The sequence below is a fragment of the Roseibium litorale genome (genome assembly GCF_014842915.1).
GTDB classification, from domain to species: Bacteria; Pseudomonadota; Alphaproteobacteria; order Rhizobiales; family Stappiaceae; genus Roseibium; species Roseibium litorale.
The window spans coordinates 40,664-56,212 of the sequence record NZ_JACYXI010000014.1 but is presented as its reverse complement, the minus strand read 5'-3'; the positions used below and the strand labels follow the sequence as shown (position 1 = coordinate 56,212).

The following is a 15,549-nucleotide window of genomic DNA, read 5'->3' as shown; positions in this document are numbered from 1 at the left end:
TCTCCTCCTCCTCTCCAGGTAAATCCATGGCAGACATCATAGTTCTCGGCGCCGGAATGGTGGGCATATCGACTGCCCTCGCCTTTCAGAAACGCGGACACAGCGTCATCGTTGTCGACCGCAAGCAACCTGGCCGTGAGACAAGCTTCGGCAATGCAGGCATCATTCAGTCAGAAGCAGCCGAACCCTATGCTCTGCCGCTGGACATCAGCACGCTCTTCAAAATGGCAGCAGGCATCAGCAACGATGTCGTCTGGAGCGTCTCTGGGCTTATGCGGATGACGCCCGCGCTGTTGTCCTATTTCCGCAATTCCCTGCCCGGACGCCATCGCCGGATCTCACAGATCTATGCCGGGCTGACCTGCCGCGCGACGCAGGATCATGCTCCGCTGATCGAAGCGGCCAACGCCCAGAACATGATTTCCAAAGAGGGCCTTTGCGTTCTCTATCGCGATCCGCGCGCCTTCGAGGAAGCGGCGGCCGCCGCCGAACGCATCCGCAGCACCTACGGGGTTCCCTACCGCGCTCTTGCAGGCGTTGACTATGCGGCTGAAGAGCCCGCCTTGAAGGTGACGCCGGCTGGTGGCATTCATTGGGAGCCTAGCTGGTCCTGCGCCAATCCCGGCGCGCTCGTTGAAGCCTATGCGGATCTGTTCCGCGCAAGGGGCGGCGAGGTCCTGGAAGGCGATGCAGCAACCCTGAAACAGGCCGGCGGGAGCTGGTCGGTCAGCACGGCGGGCGGGACACAACAGGCCAGCACGGTCGTCGTCGCCCTCGGCCCATGGTCGCCGCAACTGTTGCGCAGCTTCGGCTATCGTATCCCGATGGTCTACAAGCGTGGCTATCATGGCCACTACGAAAGCCGCACGCCTCTGCGCCGCCCCTTCATGGATGCAGCAAACGGCGTCGTTGCCGCGTCCATGCAGACGGGTCTGCGCATCTCGACCGGCGCCGCTCTCGTCCCCCTGGATGCACCGGCTGAACCGAAACAGCTCGTTCGCGGAAGGCAGGCTCTGGGTGAGCTGATCGACCTCGGCCGTCAGATCGAAGAGCCTCAGTGGTTCGGCACCCGTCCTTGTCTCCCGGACATGCTTCCCCTTGTCGGCCCAAGCCCCCGGCACAAGGGACTGCTCTTCAACTTCGGGCACGGCCATCAGGGCTTCACACTTGGCCCGACGACCGGAGACCTCCTCGCAGAAGCCTTCGACACCCCCGGTTCAGGCGTGCTCACCGGCCTGGACCCCACCGGACGCATTGCGGTCTGATTATCCAAGCTGTTGAAAGTTCAAGATAATGTCTGTTACATCCAAGTCCGGCCTCGCCGAAAGCCTCCAGGCAGCCATCGAGGGTTACCGCAACCGGAACCCCAAGAGCGCGGCCATGCTGGACCGCGCGAGGGCCGTGATGCCCGGTGGAAACACCCGTACGTCGCTCTGGTCCGACCCGTTCCCGCTCTGTATCGAAAGCGCCGAGGGCTGCCGGATCCGCGACGTGGATGGTCACGAGTACATTGATTTTCTGGGAGAATTCACGGCCGGCATCTTCGGCCACACCTCTCCCGTGCTGGCGGAAGCTGTCGCCCAGGCTCATGCCGATGGTTTCGGGCTGAGTTCGCACACACCCTACGAAGTGGCGTTTGCCGAACGCATCGTTGAGCGTTTTCCCTCCATGGACAGGCTCCGTTTTGCCAACTCCGGCACTGAAGCCAACATGATGGCCGTCATGGCGGCGAAACTTACGACAGGACGCGGGAAGATCGCCGTCTTCGACGGTGCGTATCATGGCGGCTTTCTCAGCTTCGGCCACGGCTCCTCGCCGGTCAACGCGCCCTTCGACTACCTTCTTCTGCCCTTCAATGACGCAGCCGCCGCAAGCACCGCTTTTGCCGCTGAAGGAAGCGAAATCGCTGCTGTTCTGGTTGAACCAATGCAAGGAGCCGGAGGATGCAGGGTTGCAGATCGCGCCTTCCTCGAAGTCCTTCGCAATCTGACGCAAACACATGGCGCCATTCTCATTTTCGATGAGGTCCAGACGGCACGGATGTCCTACGGAGGGGCACAGTCAATATTCGGCGTGATACCGGACATGACGACCATCGGAAAATTCTTCGGCGGCGGCATGGCTTTTGGCGCTTTCGGTGGCAGGGCTGACATCATGGACCGCTTCGATCCGGCGCGGCCCGGCGCGCTCCCGCATGCGGGAACCTTCAACAACAACCGGCTGACAATGGCAGCCGGTCTTGCCGCCATCGACACCTATCTGACGGCCGATAAGCTGACGGCGCTCTATCAGACCGGCGAAGACCTGCAGGCAGCGATCAAAGACATCTTCAAGCGGACCGGAGCCCCGTTCAAGATCACCGGCATGGGTTCCATCATGAACATCCATGCCGAAGGCACGACCCCGGAAGAAGCGCTCACGCGCCAAAAGCTCCTGCGTTTCAGGCTTCTGGAGGACGGCTATTTCATCGCGGACCGTGGACTTATCGCCGTGTCGCAAGCCATTGAGGAAAAACACATCGAGGGCTTCTTGCAGTCACTCGAGAAGGTCGCGGCAACCTGCCCCTGACCATTCCATCCGGATCATTCCGCCGGAGCGCCTGCGAACAGCTTGCCGGTGGCGCGGGACACGATCCGGGGTCCCTGCCTCGTCAGGAACAAGGCGTCGAGACCCTGTTGCTGAGCGAGCTGCCCCCCCTCGTCAGCACCCAGAACCATCATGGCGGTGGCCCAGGCATCGGCTTCCATGCAGCTCCCGGCAACAACGGTGACGGAGGCTGGCGATGTCTGCAAGGGCGCGCCGCGCTGCGGATCCATGGTATGCGAAAGGTGCCGGCCGCCGGCCTCGATCCAGTGACGGTAGTCGCCGGAAGTCGCCACTGCGGCGTCCTGCAAGGCCAGGATGGAATGCGGCGTTCTGGTCTCCCTGTCCGGAGCCTCGACCGCAACCGTCCAGGGATTGCCGTCAGGCTGCAAGCCGAGGGCGCGCAACTCGCCGTCAATGCCGACAAGAGCGTCTTTGATACCGAATTCGCCGAGCGTTTCAGCAAGACGGTCGACACCATAGCCTTTGGCAATCCCGTTGAGGTCAAGCGTCAGAGGGGCCAGCTTCCTGACCAGAAGCCCCTCACGGTCCAGTTCGAGAACGGTGTGGGCGGGATGGCGCACGGCCTTCAGGGCCGCGCGTATCCTTGCCGTATCGGCATCGCTGGCGGTGAACCCCCATGCGGTGACCGCATCGCCAAGGCCAATGTCGAAAGCCCCGCCGGACGCCCGGCCAATCGTCAGCCCCGCGTCGAGCACCTGCATGAGCCGGGCTGGAACAGGCCACCAGGTTCCGGCCGGCGCGGCGTTGAGGCGCATCAGATCGCTGTCCGGTTTCCAGGTCGACATCTGCGCGTCGACCTCCTCCACGGCGGCCTGCAGCGCGGCTTGCACCGGTGCCGGGTCGAAACCCTGCCGCTGATGAAACAGCGCCGACCAGCGGGTGCCCATGGTCGCCCCGTTCAGGGCGTGGCGGCACAGCTCAGTAAACGTCTTCGACATAGCGGTCCTCGGCCTTCAGCATTGCCGGTGTCTGTCCGGAAGGGGCAAGAATTGCGGTCAGGCTCTCGCTTACGCCCCGGGCCATGCCGCGTCCGCCGCAAACCATGATCCGTGCGCCCTCCGCGATCAGGCGGGAGACTTCGGCGGCATCCTTCAGGAGGGCGTCCTGGACATAGATGGGCGGCTGTCCTCTGGAAAAGGCCATCTCCACCCGGCCAACCCGCCCGTCCCTTGACCATTCGGCGAGCTCTTCCGCATAGAGGAAATCGCTGTCCGGGTGGCGCGCGCCGAAGAACAGGTGAACCGGACGGCGGGAGGCATTGGAGCGGATGAACCCGGCCAGAGGCCCGATACCGGTGCCCGCCCCGATCAGCAGAAGGGGCGCCTTGCCGCGGCCGGGGTGAAAGTCCGGATTGCGGCGGATGAAGCTCCGCACGCTTCCGCCCGGCTGAAGGTTCATCAGCTGACCGGAGCACAGGCCGCCGGGGTGTTTGCGCACCGCGATCTCGGCAAAACCGTCCTCCGTGCCGGACGCCAGCGAATAGAAGCGGGGCAAGGTTGATCCTTCGGGCACGATGCCCATGAGATCGCCTGGCTTGAACGTCTGGAAGCCACGGCCAGTCAGACGCGCCCACAGAGACGCCTGCGGGATCGCGAAGCGCAGGATTGCCGCCGGGGCCTGGACCTCGGCGCCGTAGTCCCGGCGGGAGAGGAGTGTCAGGCTGGTGGCCGCCGGCATCTGGGGCTGGTGGTTGAGTTCGAGATCAACACCGGCCGCCGCGCCGAAGCTGCGGCCCCAGCGGGCGAAATCCTGCGGCGATTGGCGGTCGACCGTATCCATCGGCATCAGGAATGGCCAGCCCTTGGCCCTTGCCGCCTCTTCAACCTGTTTTGCAAAGGCGCAGAAAGCGGGAAAACTGCGGTCACCGAAGCCAAGGACGGCAAGAGGAGCCCCGGGCGCCTTGTCCAGCGCGCGCAGCTTGTCGAGAAAGCCCGCCGCTGAGGCCGGGGCATCTCCGTCGCCATAGGTCGCGGCGAGGACGGCAATCCGGCGGGCATTGGCGTAGCGGCCCGGTGCGAAGCTGGACATGGGAGCGACATGCACCTGTTGTCCTGCAGCCTTCAACGCGCTCTGGAGCGTTGCGGCAAAGCCCCAGGTGCTGCCGCCTTCGCTGCCGACAAGGAGAATTGTCTCAGCTTTTCCAGCCGCCACGTTGCCGCGCAGCCTTGGCCGTCCCAGGCGCCCGTTTGCCCAGACGAGAAGACCGGTTCCGCCCATCACCGGAACGCCGAGCGCCATCACCCCAAGAACCAGACCAAGCAGAGACGCGCCCCGCCCGGTGTGGAGCATATAGACGGTTTCGGAAACGCGCTCATAGGCCGACAGACCGGACCAGACGAGCAGCTGGCCCGTGCCCTGGTCGATGTAACCCGTCCCGGCGTCGGTTTTCAGGGTGAAGACATCGGTGGCATCGCCCGCATAGGGGAACGACAGCTCGCGAAAACTGGTTACGGCAGTCTGCTGCAGTGCCGGGATCGCCTTCAGGGCAACACCGGTGCTGCCGCTGACGTCCGCCGGAAAAGCGGGGGCGCTGCCGCCTTCAGGCAGAAGCTCGAAGGTGGCGGCGGTCATCCAGAGCCCGGTTACAGAGGAAAGCAGCAGTCCGGCGATCGCGATCCGGGCCACTTCCACATGCAGGCGGCCTGCCAGCGGTCCCTGAAGCGGGGTGAACCAGCGGCGCCAGCCGCCCGTGCGGCGGGCAACCAGAAACATGCCGGAGAGGGTCAGCACCAGAAGCGCGCCCGCGCCGATCGCCGAGACGATCCGTCCGGTATCGCCCAGAAACAGGGACCGGTGAAGGTTCGTCAGCCAGCGTTCGGTTGCGTTCGGGTCCGCCGAAGCGGCCCGGATTCCGGTTGCCGGGTCGATCACGGCCGAGCCGGGTGTGCCATTGTCGAACCAGTATGCCGTGATCCGGCCAGAGGGCGCCCGCCGGATCTGTTCGACCCCGGGATAGGTGTTCTGAATGCGTTGCGCGAGATCCGCCACCGGCAAGCCGGCCTCGACTTCCGGCACCGTAAGGGTCTCGGCAGCCGGGAAGAGCGAGAGAGCGGCACCGCTCAAGGCAATAACAACCAGAAGAGCTGCCGCCAGCAGTCCCGGCCAGCGGTGGAGGACGCGGATCATGCTTGTCTCCTCAGAAATTATAGCTGAAGGAGTCGATGTAGCGGCGGCCGCGCGTGGCCTTTCCCGCACCAGCCGAGGTCAAGGGTACGGCGACTTCATTCGGGCTGTCACGCATGTCTTCGACGGCTGCGTCGATATGCAGCTCATAGCCAGCGTCAAACAGGGCATCGGCGAGGTCCAGAGTGATCTTGAGCGTGCGGCCTGCCCCGACGCTGGCGCCGGTGATGCCGTCGATCTCCGCCCGGTTGCCGTTGGTCGCCCGGTACCAGTCGCTCAGATGCTGATAGTATTTGGACTTCCCGCCCGCCATCCAGAGGCTGCCGGCATAGGCGCCCGTCGCGTCGGTAACATACAGCGCGACATATGCCCCGTTGCCCCCGTAGTCCTTGAGGGTTGTGGTCAGGGTCACAGGACGCGCAGACGCAATCGAGGGAAGTGTCAGGGCTGTTGTCAGGGCGAGTGCGGCCAGGAGCGATTTCATAGGTGTCTGCCTTCTGCTGTGTTCGTTGGGGCCAGGTGGTGAGGGTATAGGGAGGCCCCTCACCACCTTTTCTGCGCAAGTGTCATGCCGGTTCAGTTGACCTGCACTTTCGGTGTGCCTGTGCCGAAAAGTCCGTTCTTCGGCGGAGCGACGGTGCCAGCCGGCGCCGGGTTTGACTGACCGCGGGCGTTGCCGCCGTCATCGTCATCATCGTCGTCATCATCATCATCATGTTCGCCGTAGCGGCCATGGTCGTCATCGCCCCTGCGAAGACGCTTGTTGCCGCGTTCGTCATCATGACCGCCGGCCAGAATGACCGGAGCCTGTTCCGTATCGGCGCCGGAGAGGAGGTGGGCGAGATTTCCGCCACCGGAAACGGGGCCGAGGAGGCTGCTGTAGGCGGACACGCCGATCACGGCAGTCAATGCGGTGGCGGCGGCCAGGAGAGCGAGGGTCTTTTTCATCGGGAAGATCCTTTCATGTGATCCGATGAAGCAAATCTCACCTCCGAGCCTGAGCGCTTCCTGACGGCAAACGGATTTCTGCTTCAGCTTGCGTTCAGGTAAGGCCCCGTTTCCATTTCGCCCCATGGCGGAACATGCAGGCTTGAGACCGTGAGTGGGAATGACTCATTGAAAAACAACAGGGTTCCAGGTCTCAAACGGCCTGGAAACAGCCGAAGGGCAAGGCAGGACCGGCAACTGGCTCAGTCCTTTTCGCCGTGTCTGCCTTCCCGGCGTTTGTGATCGCGGTCCCGAAGCTCATAGTCAAGCACCTGAAGAGTTGCCGGGTGGAGCGTCACCTCGATGGGCTGGCCTTCGGCTGTCTGCCCGATAACTTCGTAACACCCGTCATGGATCTTGATCCGGAGCACGGTCCAGCCCTTTTCCTGCGCAAACTTGCTCACGGCTTCGCGGGGTTGCCAGTCCCTCATGGGAACAAAGCAGTCGTCGTCGGCGCGGGCGGTTCCAGTCAGAGCGGCGCTTGCGGCGATCAGAAGAGCTGTCAGGGGTATTTTCACAGGCCAAACTCCATTCCGGAATAACCGAGGGCCAACCTGCCGGGAACGCGGGCCGCCTTGGATATTGGCAGAACACTTGCGCTATGAAACTTACAGGATCCTGAAGACGGATTCGATGCGCCTTCAGCTTTGTGTCAGCTGTACGATAGAAGCTATGCTGAAGCGGAATGCGGAGGTCGCGTGCGGAATGCGGGTATTGCTGATTGAAGATGACACCGTGCTGGGAACAGCCGTGCGCGACCAGATTGCGGGAGATGGCCATTCTGTTGATTGGGTCACCCGGCTTGACGAGGCGCGTGACGCCATCAACAGCGCCAGCTTCGAGCTGGTTCTGCTGGACCTGATGCTGCCCGATGGCCGCGGCATTCCCTTTCTCAAGGACCTCAGAGCGCGGGGCGATGTCACCCCCGTGATCATCCTGACGGCTCTTGACCAGGTGTCCGACCGGATCAGCGGACTGAATGCAGGCGCAGACGATTATATGGTCAAGCCTTTCGATCTCGCCGAGCTGTCCGCGCGCATCGGATCCGTTGCGCGGCGCTACAGCGGCAATCCCAATCCGATCATCTCCCATGGCCCGCTGGAGATCGATCTCGCGGCCCGCAGCATCCGCAAGGACGGCAAACCGGTGCAGCTCACCGCACGCGAGTGGGTTCTGTTCGAGGCCTTTCTGCAACGGCCCGGACAGCTTCTGTCCAAGGGTCAACTGGAAGAACGGCTCTACTCCTTCGACAAGGAAATCGAGAGCAACACCATTGAGGTTCACGTCAGCCGCCTGCGCAAGAAGCTGGGGGCCAATACCATCGTGACCGAGCGCGGCCTCGGCTACCGGCTGGGCGCCGGATGAGATTGCCCCGCACCCTTCAGGTCCGGCTGACCCTGGGCATCGGCCTCCTGTCGACACTGCTCTGGATCGGTGCGGCGGCCGTGACGGCTGTCCAGGTGCAGAAGGAGATGAACGAGGTCTTCGACGCAGCGCTGATGGAAGTCGCGCAGCGCCTGTTGCCTCTGGCTGTTATCGATATTGTCGGCCGGGATGACGACGGCGTTACGCAGCGGTTGGCGGCAATCCGGGCGCACGAGGAGCGCCTCACCTATATTATCCGTGATGCGGAAGGGCACGTTCTGGTGCAGTCCCATGCCGCCGATCCGGCTCTCTTTCCGGCATATGACGGCCCGGGCTTCCGGCAGACCGCGACGCTGCGGCTTTATAATGAAGACGCCTTGCAAGGCAGCATCCGCCTGACCGTCGCCGAACCTCTGTCCCGCCGTGAAAAGGCCGCGCGCGAAGCGCAGATCGGTCTTGGCCTGCCGCTGCTGGCGGTGATCCCGATCACGCTGCTTGCCGTCGGGTTCGTCCTGCGGGGCAGTCTGGCACCGCTGCGCCAGTTCCGGGATGCCTTGGCCACGCGCGGTGCACGCGACATGTCACCGGTGGATGCGGATGCGCTTCCCGGTGAAATCACACCGATCACCGACACGCTGAATGGCTTGTTGTCGCGGCTCAAGGCCGCCTTTGACGCCGAACGCAGCTTTGCGGCCAATGCCGCCCACGAGCTGCGCACGCCGCTGGCCGGGGCCATTGCTCAGGCTCAGCGGCTCCAGTCCGAAACATCCGATCCGGATGCCGCCAGGAGGGCTGGCGAGATCGAGGCTTCCCTCAAGCGGCTGACCCGCGTGTCCGAACGCCTGATGCAAATGGCCCGGGCAGAGGGCGGGCGTCTGCGCACGGACACTCCGCGCGACGTGCGGCCGGTTCTGCGGATCATCATGGAGGATCTGGAACGGCTGTTTCCGGTGGAACACATCCACCTCTCCATGCCGGAACAACCGGTCCTGTCGGATATCGACCCCGATGCTCTTGGTATCCTGATCCGGAACCTGGTCGAGAATGCCTTCCGCTATGCGGCGCCCAAGACGGCGATCAAGGTCGAGCTGTCGCCGCACGGACAGTTCTCGGTCGAAAACGAATGTCCAGCGATTTCAGCAGATGTGCTCCAGGGCCTGACCAATCGTTTCGAGCGCCCCACCCCCTCCAGCAAGGGCGCGGGATTGGGTCTTGCGATCGTCGCCACCATCGCCGATAGGACCGGGGGCGAATTGGTGCTCAAGTCGCCGGTTCCCGGCAAAAGCTCCGGCTTCCTGGCCGAAGTCAGCCTCCCCGCCGGAGAGTGACGAAAACCGGAGAGCCGGGAAGAGACCAGACGGTTCAATCCGCATCTTGAGGGGCGGAACCTGCCCTTGCCGTGTGGGAGAGATGCGCCGGACCGGAGCGGACGGGCTGCCGTTCCCCCTCCCCGGCCAGACGCAGAAGCGCCTCGACGAACCGCCCGCCCGCATCCGCAAGCGTTCCGGCGTTTTCGATTTCAATCACGCCCAGTCCCGTGAGCGACACCTTTGGCCGGTTTAGCCGGGCCTCCACATCCGCCGCGCTTTCCCGTCCGCGCGCCATGAGACGCGCCCTGAGGACCTCCACTGGGGCCGTCACGGACAAGATCCGGCACTCCGGAAAGACCACACGGGCCTCGCCGATACTCTTGCGGGAGAGATTGGCGACCACGATGCGGCCTTCGGCCAGATCCTGATGGATGCATGCGGGCAGGCCGTAGCTCAGGTCGTGGGCCCGCCAGAACAGGGCAAAGCCGCCCTCCTGCGCCCTGCGGTCAAACGCCTCCGGCGGCAGGCTGTCGTGGTCTTCCAGCGCGGCATCTGACCGGCGCGTCACCACCCGCCGGACGAAGACAAAGCGCGGGTCGTCCGCGAGTTCCGATCTGGCGAAGGAGATCAGGCTGTCCTTGCCCGCCCCGCTTGGCCCGACCACCGCGGCAAAGACGCCAGAGCTTTCCGGCATCAGGACACCCTTTGACCTTCGCGCCAGACGGAGCGGACGACCGGAACGTCCGTCTCGATGCGGAGACGCACCAGATCGGCGCGTTTGCCGGTCTCCAGCGTGCCGCGGTCTGTCAGGCCGACGGCTTCCGCGGGCGCCTTGGTGACCATGTTGATTGCCGTGCTGACCGAAATGCCCTCCACCGCTTCCGCCAGCAGGAAGGCGCCATGGAGCAGGCTGAAGGGCACGTAGTCCGAGGACAGGATGTCGAGAACGCCGTGCTCGGCCAGATCACGGGCGGCAATGTTGCCCGAGTGGGAGCCGCCGCGCACCACATTCGGCGCGCCCATCAGCACCTTCATGCCCGCAGCATGGGAGGCCTTGGCCGCTTCCAGCGTGGTTGGAAATTCGGCAACGAGAATGCCCTGTTCCTGCGCCTCGCCGACATGGTCCAGCGTCGCGTCGTCGTGGCTGGCCAGTACGATGTCCCTGTCCTGGCAGAAGCTTGCAAGGGCCGCACGGTTGGCGTTTGAAAATTTGCCCGCCTGCGCCTGCCGCCGGGCGGTAAAGGCGTCGAATTCCGCATCCGACATGCCGGTCTTGCCCTGGTAATAGACCTTGTAGGCGTCCAGGCTGACGAACTGGCGCTGGCCCGGCGTGTGGTCCATCAGCGAGGCGAGCCGGACACGCGGATCGCCCTCGAAGAGATGCACGCCTTCCACCACATCGGCGCAGGACACTTCGCAGCGCAGGTGGATGAAATGCTCGGCGCGCAGGCGACCGCCGTTCTGTCCCGCGTTGATCGCATCCGCCAGCAGCCGCATGTCGGCCGCGCTGATCCGGGCATCCTCGTCCATGCCGACGCGCAGCGCATCGAACACCGTGGTGATGCCGGAGGCGGCAATCTGGGCGTCATGGGCCTGAACCGCCGCTGCCGGGTTCCAGCGCACCTTCGGGCGGGGCGTATAATGGCTTTCAAGATGATCGGTGTGCAGCTCCACCAGGCCGGGAATGAGCCAGTCGCCCTCGCAGTCGATCGCGCCGGGAATGTTTCCGGTTCCGCCGGTGCTGATCCCGGCAATCAGGCCATCGCGGACAAGGATGCCGCCGTGGATCACGCTGTCCGGCAAAACCAGCCGCGCATTGGTGAAGATGGTTTCCATATCAGGTCCGTCCTGAAACGGGCGGCGGGAGAAGCCGCCCGGCAAAAAAGGGGAGAAAGAAAAGGCTGCGCGGGCCGGGTCAGATCACCAGCTTGCGCAATTGCTGCGAGATCAGGTCGATCAGGGTCACGGTGACCACGACTACGATCAGGATTGTCGCGCTTTCCGCGTAATAGAAGCCGCGGATGGACTCGAACATCACCTGGCCGATACCGCCCGCGCCGACAAGACCCAGCACGGTGGCGGAGCGGACGTTGGATTCGAACCGGTAAAGCGCATAGGAAATCCAGAGCGGCAGAACCTGGGGAATGACCCCGAAGATGATTTCCTGCAGCTTCGTGGCCCCTGTCGCCCGGATGCCTTCGACCGGATAGGGGTCGATGGCCTCGACGGCCTCGGAAAACAGCTTGGCGAAAATGCCCGTTGTGTGGATGAACAGGGCCATCACACCGGCAAAGGGGCCGAGCCCAACGGCGACGACGAAGAGAACGGCAAAGACGATTTCGTTGATCGCCCGGAAGGCATCCATCAGGCGGCGCACTGGCTGATAAATGTACCAGGGCATCATGTTGTTGGACGACAGGATGCCGAAGGGAATGGCCGCCACAACGGCAAGGGCCGTGCCCCAGATGGCGATCTGAACCGTCAGGATCATCTCGCTGATATAATAGTCCAGATCCCGGAAGTTCGGCTTCAGGAAGCCGGAGGCATATTCCGCCATGTTGCCGGCATCGGTGAACAGATAGACGAACCGTTCCATCTCGGCGGGCGCCCAGCTCCAGGCTAGGGCCGCCGCAAGGACGCCCCAGACGAGGAAATTGAACAGGCTGCGGGAGAGGTCCTTCGGCGGGATTGGCACGGCCTCAAGGGCCTGTCCGGAAGTCTGTGTCGTCATGGTCTGATCCAGCAAGGCGTTTGGAACTGACGGCGCCTTCAGGCGGCGCCGTCAATCCGGATTTATCGTTCGCTCAGCGGGCCGCTTATGCCTGCGGAACCTTGGCCATCAGCTCTTCGACCTTGGACTTCTCGGTCTCGAGGTCCTTGATCTTGGCGGTCTTTTCCTCAGCGGACATCTTGTCGTCGCCCTGGATCTTGAAGATTTCCTTCGACAGCTGCAGAACCCGGATCGGGTAGAGCTGGGCGTCAGAAGACGGCTTGAACGGTGCCCACTGCAGGGCGGCCAGGATCTCACGCGCCTTGGCGACTTCTTCCGGGGTGCCCAGACGGCCATAGGACATGAAGAACTTGTAGACCTTGTCCTTGGTCGCCTCGTCGAGGTCCTTCTTCCAGACGATCGGGTCGGACGGGATCAGCGGAGACTTCCAGATCACCTTGATGTTCTTGAAGGCTTCCGGGTTGTTCTTCTCGATGCGGGCCATGTTTTCGGTGTTGTTGGTGGCAACATCCACCTGGCCGTTGGCAACTGCCAGAGCGTTGGTCTCGTGGTTGGCGTTGCGGACCGTCTTGAAGCAGGTCTTCGGGTCAATGTTGTTCTTGGCGAAGACGAAGGTGGTCGGAACCAGGAAGCCCGAGGTGGAGTTCGGATCGCCAATGCCGAAGTTCAGCGTGCCATCGCACTTCAGAACATCGTCGAGGGAGTTGAGCGGGCTGTCCTTGTGGGCCAGGAGCAGCGACCAGTAGCCCGGGTTGCCTTCGCTGTCGACGGTCTGGGCGAAGACTTCGCCGCCGGAACGGTCAACGGCTTCCATGGCGGACTTGTTGCCGAACCAGGCAACCTGCACCTTGCCGAAACGCATGCCTTCGATGACACCGGCATAGTCGGAGGCGAAGAAGGCGTGAACCTTCAGGCCGGTTTCCTTTTCCATTTCGGCCAGGAACGGATCCCACTGGGTCTTCAGGTTCTGCTGGGACTCGGTGGAGATGATGCCGAAGTTGATGTCTGTCGTTTCCGCGTGGGCTGCGGTGGTCAGGGTCAGGGCAAAAACCGCTGCAGCAGCATTCTTGAGAAATGCATTCATGGACTGTCCTCCAGTTACGGACTTTGGGGCCTGAGCGGGTTGCGTCAGGCAGTTACCAGCGCAGGAGCGCCAGATCTGATGGCCACGGCGGGCCGTTTGACGGGCGTGTCATTGACCGGAGCGTCCGGCAGGATCAGCTCTTCGGACGCCTCGCCGTAAAGTTCTTTCAGGAAGGTATTGTCCAGCGCCGACGACGGGCCGTCGTAGACAATTTGACCGTCCTTGAGTGCGATGGCGCGGGGGCAATAGCGCCGGGCATATTCGACCTGGTGCAGGGCGACGACGACGGTCAGGCCGTCTTCCTTGTTGAGGCCGGACAGGATCTCCAGAACCCGCTTGGAAGAGGCCGGATCGAGCGAGGCGATCGGCTCGTCCGCCAGCATGAGCCTGGCGCCCTGCACAAGGGCTCTGGCAATGGCCGCGCGCTGCTTTTGACCACCCGACAGGGTCGAGGCGCGTTGCCGTGCGGTGTCCGCAATCCCGACCCGGGCCAGCGCCCGCATGGCAGCCTGCTTTTCCTCTGCCGAGAACAGGCCAAATGTGCCGCGCAGCTGGCTGATCTGCCCCAGAAAGCCGATGAGAACATTGGTGAGAACCGGCAACCGGGTCACCAGATTGAACTGCTGGAACACAACGCCGATTTCCCGGCGCAGAACGCGGGCGTTGCGGGAGAGCTTGCCGTCCTTCTGCATCTCTTCGCCATGGATGGCGATCGATCCGCTGGTGCCGCCGCCGCACTCCAGACCGGCCATGTGACGGATCAGAGTGGACTTTCCCGAGCCCGACGCGCCGATCAGGGCAACCATCTCTCCCGATTGGATTTCGAGGGAAATATCTGTCAGAGCCCGCATGCGCCCGAAGCGCTTGGAGAGTCCGTCAATCGTAATGGCAACCATGGATTTCTCCCTGTTTTCCGCTCGTCCCTAGCGCGTTTGTGTGGCGTGCGAATTTCGCTTCCATGACACTCCGGTGACGCTGCGTTTTTTTGTTCGGCTAAGTGTCGTGTTCCGCCTGCTCCGGGCGCTGATGGCGCTCCAGAAAGGCCTCAACCGGCAGTTTGCGGAAGTCATCGAGCGCGCTGCGCAAGGCAGCGTGGGACCAGTCCCACCAGGCCAGTGCCTGCAGTTGCTCAGCGATCTCCGGTGGGAACCGGCGCTTGATCGGCTTTGCCGGAACGCCGCCAGCGATGGTGTAAGGCTCCACATCCTTCGTCACGACCGCGCCGGACCCGACCACGGCGCCGGTGCCGACGGTGACGCCCGGCAGGATCGTCACCCCGTGGCCGATCCAGGTGTCATGGCCGATGACCACGCGCTTGGACCGGCGCTGGCCGAAGAACTCCGCCTCGTGCTCCGCATCCTCGAAATAGTCGCCTGCCCGGTAGGTGAAATGATGCAGGGTTGCCCGCGAAACCGGATGGTTTGTGGCGTTGAGCCGGACATGGCTGGCGATGTTCGAGAACTTGCCGATATCCGCCGCAAAGGCGTCGCAGTCCTGCATCAGATAGGAATAATCTCCCACCACGCATTCATTGATCCGGCAGCGGTCGGCCACCTCGGTATAGCGCCCGAGGGTCGAGGCGGTGACAGTGGCCGTAGGGTGCACCAGCGGTGTTTCGGAAAGCCGGGTCATGCCGCAGCCTCCCCCCGCCCGGAGAAACGGGCCACATCGACAATCCGGTCCGCCACGGCGTCGCGCACGTCCTGATCGTGGAAGATGCCGAGCATGGCCGTTCCCGCTGCCTTCTTGTCGCGGATCAGATCGACCACCACCTGGCGGTTCTGCGCGTCGAGAGAGGCGGTCGGCTCATCGAGCAGCAGGACCGGATGGGAGGTGATGAAACCGCGGGCAATGTTCACACGCTGCTGTTCGCCACCGGAAAAGGTGGCAGGCGGCAGATCCCACAAGGCCTTGGGCAGGTTCAGCTTTTCCAGCAACTCCTCGGCCCGGCCAAGAGCCTCCTCGCGCGCAATCCCCTGGCCAGCCAGAGGCTCAGCCACCACGTCGCGGGCCGACACCCTGGGCACGGCGCGCAGGAACTGGCTGACATAGCCGATGGTGCTGCGCCGCAAGGCGTGAATGGTCCGCGCGTTTGCGGACGCGATATCGGTCATCTTGCCATCCGGGCGCACGGCGATGATCTGGCCGCTGTCCACGCCATAATTGCCGTAGACCATTTTCAGGATCGAGCTCTTGCCGATGCCCGACGGCCCGCCGAGCACGACGCATTCGCCTGCATCGAGCGAAAAGGAGACGCCGGAGATGACCGGAATCTGCACGCCGCCGCGCAGATGCATGACGAAGCTCTTGGAGACACCGGAGACGATAAGACGGGCTGGCAT

General features: G+C 63.5%; 16 protein-coding genes. 4 read left to right on the top strand and 12 right to left on the bottom strand.

Annotated elements, in window-relative coordinates; genetic code table 11:
* Positions 1-26 precede the first annotated feature (26 nt).
* Both IG616_RS18910 and IG616_RS18905 read left to right on the top strand, forming a co-directional pair.
* Positions 27-1,265 carry an NAD(P)/FAD-dependent oxidoreductase gene (locus IG616_RS18910; protein WP_192149796.1) on the top strand — a complete coding sequence of 413 codons (1,239 nt, stop codon included), beginning with the start codon at positions 27-29 and terminating at the stop codon, positions 1,263-1,265.
* A gap of 28 nt (positions 1,266-1,293) precedes the next feature.
* Positions 1,294-2,568 (top strand): aspartate aminotransferase family protein, encoded by a 1,275-nt coding sequence (locus IG616_RS18905; protein ID WP_192149795.1) that lies wholly within the window; start codon positions 1,294-1,296, stop codon positions 2,566-2,568.
* 14 nt (positions 2,569-2,582) lie between these two features.
* Here IG616_RS18905 and IG616_RS18900 read toward each other — a convergent pair whose 3' ends face one another.
* The 5 genes from IG616_RS18900 to IG616_RS18880 all read right to left on the bottom strand — a co-directional run bounded on the left by IG616_RS18900 (position 2,583) and on the right by IG616_RS18880 (position 7,235).
* Positions 2,583-3,545: an FAD:protein FMN transferase gene (locus IG616_RS18900; RefSeq protein ID WP_192149793.1), complete on the bottom strand. Its 963-nt coding sequence runs from the start codon at positions 3,543-3,545 to the stop codon at positions 2,583-2,585.
* A complete protein-coding gene (locus tag IG616_RS18895) occupies positions 3,526-5,733 on the bottom strand; it encodes a PepSY domain-containing protein (RefSeq protein WP_192149791.1) in 2,208 nt (735 codons plus the stop codon). The genes IG616_RS18900 and IG616_RS18895 overlap by 20 nt, the downstream gene beginning before the upstream one ends.
* A gap of 10 nt (positions 5,734-5,743) precedes the next feature.
* Positions 5,744-6,214, bottom strand: a complete 471-nt coding sequence (locus IG616_RS18890; RefSeq protein ID WP_192149789.1) for a DUF2271 domain-containing protein — start codon at positions 6,212-6,214, stop codon at positions 5,744-5,746.
* A gap of 92 nt (positions 6,215-6,306) precedes the next feature.
* Positions 6,307-6,678: a hypothetical protein gene (locus tag IG616_RS18885; protein WP_192149787.1), complete on the bottom strand. Its 372-nt coding sequence runs from the start codon at positions 6,676-6,678 to the stop codon at positions 6,307-6,309.
* Between the two features lie 242 nt (positions 6,679-6,920).
* Positions 6,921-7,235, bottom strand: a complete 315-nt coding sequence (locus IG616_RS18880) for a PepSY domain-containing protein (protein WP_192149785.1) — start codon at positions 7,233-7,235, stop codon at positions 6,921-6,923.
* Positions 7,236-7,422: 187 nt separating this feature from the next.
* Between IG616_RS18880 and IG616_RS18875 the strand changes: the two genes are divergently transcribed.
* Together IG616_RS18875 and IG616_RS18870 are read left to right on the top strand one after the other, a co-directional pair.
* The gene (locus IG616_RS18875) at positions 7,423-8,082 is read left to right on the top strand and encodes a response regulator transcription factor (protein ID WP_192149782.1); all 660 of its coding nucleotides are present in this window, start codon (positions 7,423-7,425) and stop codon (positions 8,080-8,082) included.
* Positions 8,079-9,410, top strand: a complete 1,332-nt coding sequence (locus IG616_RS18870; RefSeq protein WP_192149781.1) for an ATP-binding protein — start codon at positions 8,079-8,081, stop codon at positions 9,408-9,410. Before IG616_RS18875 ends, IG616_RS18870 begins: the two co-directional genes overlap by 4 nt.
* A gap of 34 nt (positions 9,411-9,444) precedes the next feature.
* Here IG616_RS18870 and phnN read toward each other — a convergent pair whose 3' ends face one another.
* The 7 genes from phnN to phnL form a co-directional block, all read right to left on the bottom strand.
* Positions 9,445-10,086: a phosphonate metabolism protein/1,5-bisphosphokinase (PRPP-forming) PhnN gene (gene phnN, locus IG616_RS18865; protein ID WP_192149779.1), complete on the bottom strand. Its 642-nt coding sequence runs from the start codon at positions 10,084-10,086 to the stop codon at positions 9,445-9,447.
* Positions 10,086-11,228 (bottom strand): alpha-D-ribose 1-methylphosphonate 5-triphosphate diphosphatase, encoded by a 1,143-nt coding sequence (locus tag IG616_RS18860; RefSeq protein WP_192149777.1) that lies wholly within the window; start codon positions 11,226-11,228, stop codon positions 10,086-10,088. The genes phnN and IG616_RS18860 overlap by 1 nt, the downstream gene beginning before the upstream one ends.
* A 79-nt stretch (positions 11,229-11,307) precedes the next feature.
* A complete protein-coding gene (gene phnE, locus IG616_RS18855; RefSeq protein WP_192149775.1) occupies positions 11,308-12,123 on the bottom strand; it encodes a phosphonate ABC transporter, permease protein PhnE in 816 nt (271 codons plus the stop codon).
* Positions 12,124-12,208: 85 nt separating this feature from the next.
* Entirely contained in the window at positions 12,209-13,207 is a 999-nt protein-coding gene (phnD, locus tag IG616_RS18850) for a phosphonate ABC transporter substrate-binding protein (RefSeq protein ID WP_192149773.1), read from the bottom strand.
* Between the two features lie 44 nt (positions 13,208-13,251).
* A complete protein-coding gene (phnC, locus tag IG616_RS18845; protein WP_192149771.1) occupies positions 13,252-14,103 on the bottom strand; it encodes a phosphonate ABC transporter ATP-binding protein in 852 nt (283 codons plus the stop codon).
* 97 nt (positions 14,104-14,200) lie between these two features.
* Positions 14,201-14,839: an LbetaH domain-containing protein gene (locus tag IG616_RS18840; protein ID WP_192149769.1), complete on the bottom strand. Its 639-nt coding sequence runs from the start codon at positions 14,837-14,839 to the stop codon at positions 14,201-14,203.
* Positions 14,836-15,549, bottom strand: coding sequence for a phosphonate C-P lyase system protein PhnL (phnL, locus tag IG616_RS18835; protein ID WP_192149768.1), 714 nt, complete (start codon positions 15,547-15,549; stop codon positions 14,836-14,838). Before phnL ends, IG616_RS18840 begins: the two co-directional genes overlap by 4 nt.